We start from the raw sequence: 2,751 nt of genomic DNA, 5'->3' as shown, positions 1-2,751 counted from the left end.
TTGCGGGGGCTGCGGAACGTAACCGAGCAAGCGCTGATGACCGCAGCGGTCCAGAACATGAAAAAGATCGCCTTCCATCTAGACCGGAAGGCGAAAGAGGCGTAAGCCATCTTAAAACGCCTCAAAAGCAACTGAAAAAACAAAAAAGAAACCCCGACGTTTGAAAAAACGTGGGGTTTCTCTACAATCTGACCGTCCTCCAAAGGACGGCTTTTCCTTTTACGCTCATTTATTCAACGAACCGCTTCGATAATTTTTTTCCGCAGCTCCGTATTGAGCGCTCCTCCATGGGCCAGCTCCAGCGCCCAAAGCACCGCTCCGGCGGCGGGAGGCTCCTGCAGCAGAACGAACCGGCAGTCGCGTCCCGTCAGCTCGGTCACGCATTGCTGGTAACGGTCGCGCATGACGGGAGAAGCCGCCTTGACCCAGACGGACCCGGCCATTATGATGTCGACGGGCTCGTCGCCGAAGTCGAGATGGCTCATACAGCCGACGGTCGAATAGGCGAGCTGGCGGGCGGAGTGATCGACGATCCCCGACGCGACGAGGTCGCCGCTCTCCGCTGATTCGAACAGAAGCGTCACGAGCTCCGTATAGGGGAGTGTGCGAGCCAGTATGGCTTCGAGCGCAAGCTCCATAAACAACGTTTTATCGCGTGTTCCAAGCAGCTCCATTACGGGGGCCGTCATCACCGTCTCCGGTCCCAGCCGGTAGAAGCTGTCGTAAATCGCGCGGATGACGCGCCTGCCGAGATAATATCCGCCGCCTTCGTCGCCGGACAGCTCGCTGCCGACGCCGCCGACCTGCAGCCGCCGGCCGCTAGGGGAGATGCCGCCCGTACAGACGCCGGAGCCGTTGATCGAGCAGATGCCGTAGCCTTTTTGGCTGGCGGCTTTGATCCCGAGGAAGGAATCGTTATCAAGCGCATAACGCGTAAAGCCAATCCTCTCCACAACCTCGTTCAGCCGTTTTTTTTGAGCGGGAATATCCGCACCTGCAAGGCCGAACGCCCCAGCCGCGGCATCCTGTACAGAAAGTCCATTGCGAGAAAGCAGCAGCGTGATTTGTTCATTCATGACACGGTACGAGCTCTCGTAGCTGTCCGGATACTGCTCATGGCTGCAAGTGCCCGAGCGAATATGGTCGACCAGCCCGCCGTCCAGATCGAATAAATAATAATCGGTCTTGCTGTTACCGCCATCCACTCCGATTACGTATTGACCACCCATCTCCCAGAGCTCCTTTCCGACCAAACGAAAATATTATCGAGATTATAGCATGAAGGGAACCTATCAACAATAAAAATTGAAATAAATAAATCATTTTGATAAAAACACTATGAAATTTAATTTCAATAACGTAAACTATCAAAAAGCAGGCAAAGTGGCATCTACTTGTAATTTTTGTCTATTACGTATACTATTTTAGTTGCAAAATATGAAACGGACGGGGAGAGAGACATGGCGATAAACGATAACGTACTGATCAAGATCCGGGAACGCAAAGACAGCCTGACGCCTGTCGAACGGTTGGTCGCGGAGTACATTCTAGCGAATAAAGAGGAGATTCCCCATCTCTCTATTAAAAGCTTAGCCCAAGCGAGCAAAACAAGCGACGCTTCTGTGCTGCGGTTCTGCAAAACGATGGGCTATAACGGCTATCGCAGCTTTATCGTCAGCATCTCGGCATCTCTTGGCTCGATGGATGAGGAGTCTACCGATCAGTATACGGACATTCAGCCTGGGGATGAACTAACTACGATTATTTCCAATATCGGCCGCAACAATATGCGTTCCATCGAGGATACGCTTAGCGTGCTGGACCGGTCGGCTGTGGAGCGGGCTGTACACGCGCTTCGCACGAGCAACCGGATTATGTTTTTCGGGATCGGGGCCTCGGGGCTGGTCGCGCAGGACGCGGAGCAGAAGTTCACGCGCATTAATAAAATGTGCCACGCCTTCATCGACGGCCACAGCCAGCTCACGGCGGCGACTCTGCTGACCAAAGGCGACGTTGCGATCTTTATTTCGAATTCCGGCGACACGATTGAAATTCTTGACGCGCTCGATATCGCGAAGAAGAACGGCGCGCATGTTATTGCGATTACCAAGTACAGCAAAAGCGAGCTTTCCGAGCGCGCGGATACGCTGCTCAGCATTTCGACGCCGGAGATCTCGATCCGCAGCGGAGCGATGGGCTCGCGCATCGCGATGCTGACGATTATTGACATGCTGTTCGCCGGCGTGGCCAGCGCCGATTATCAGCAGGTGAAGAAGTATTTGTCCAAGAGCCGCAGCATCATCGCGAACAAAAGAAGAAGATAGCTGCGTAATGGCAGGTAATTTTGCACTTTGCATGCTTATTGCAGGCAGGCGCTTGAAGTACGGCATTCGCTGTTCCCTATGGGGGAGGGCGGGTGCCGTTTTATTTTGCGGGAGTTGGCGGGTGTGGTTTATGGACCGTATGCCGGAAGGATGCTGCATGCAGGGAGGCTGCGGGCATGGCTCAGACGTGTTGCGCGCACGGCGACCCGTGATTCAGACGTGGAGCCACACGAAGAAATCGCGAAACGCATCACATAAGGACAAAAGTACACTTATTTTTTCGCTCAAAAGAGGTTAGAGGGTAGCGTCAAGAAGTTTGTGTAAGCCCGTAGAATATCCATCTGAGATGGATTAGTGAGTTGGTTTGGCGGGGGAGGAGGCCTCCTCCCCCGCCAAACCATTGCCACCTTTTTTAGTTTTCAGTATT

Annotated in this window: 2 protein-coding genes; one reads left to right on the top strand and one right to left on the bottom strand. The window is 53.5% G+C overall.

What is annotated here, in order from left to right; all coding sequences use genetic code 11:
• Nucleotides 1-233: 233 nt before the first annotated feature.
• The gene (locus tag D3P08_RS26955; protein WP_119603232.1) at nucleotides 234-1,229 is read right to left on the bottom strand and encodes an N-acetylglucosamine kinase; all 996 of its coding nucleotides are present in this window, start codon (nucleotides 1,227-1,229) and stop codon (nucleotides 234-236) included.
• Between the two features lie 231 nt (nucleotides 1,230-1,460).
• Here D3P08_RS26955 and D3P08_RS26950 point away from each other — a divergent pair, with 231 nt between their 5' ends.
• Nucleotides 1,461-2,324, top strand: coding sequence for a MurR/RpiR family transcriptional regulator (locus tag D3P08_RS26950; RefSeq protein ID WP_119603231.1), 864 nt, complete (start codon nucleotides 1,461-1,463; stop codon nucleotides 2,322-2,324).
• The last annotated feature ends 427 nt before the right edge of the window (nucleotides 2,325-2,751 follow it).

The organism is Paenibacillus nanensis (assembly GCF_003583765.1).
Classification (GTDB): Bacteria; Bacillota; Bacilli; order Paenibacillales; family Paenibacillaceae; genus Pristimantibacillus; species Pristimantibacillus nanensis.
Note: the sequence above shows the minus strand (reverse complement) of the source record. Positions and strands in the feature narration are given on the sequence as shown.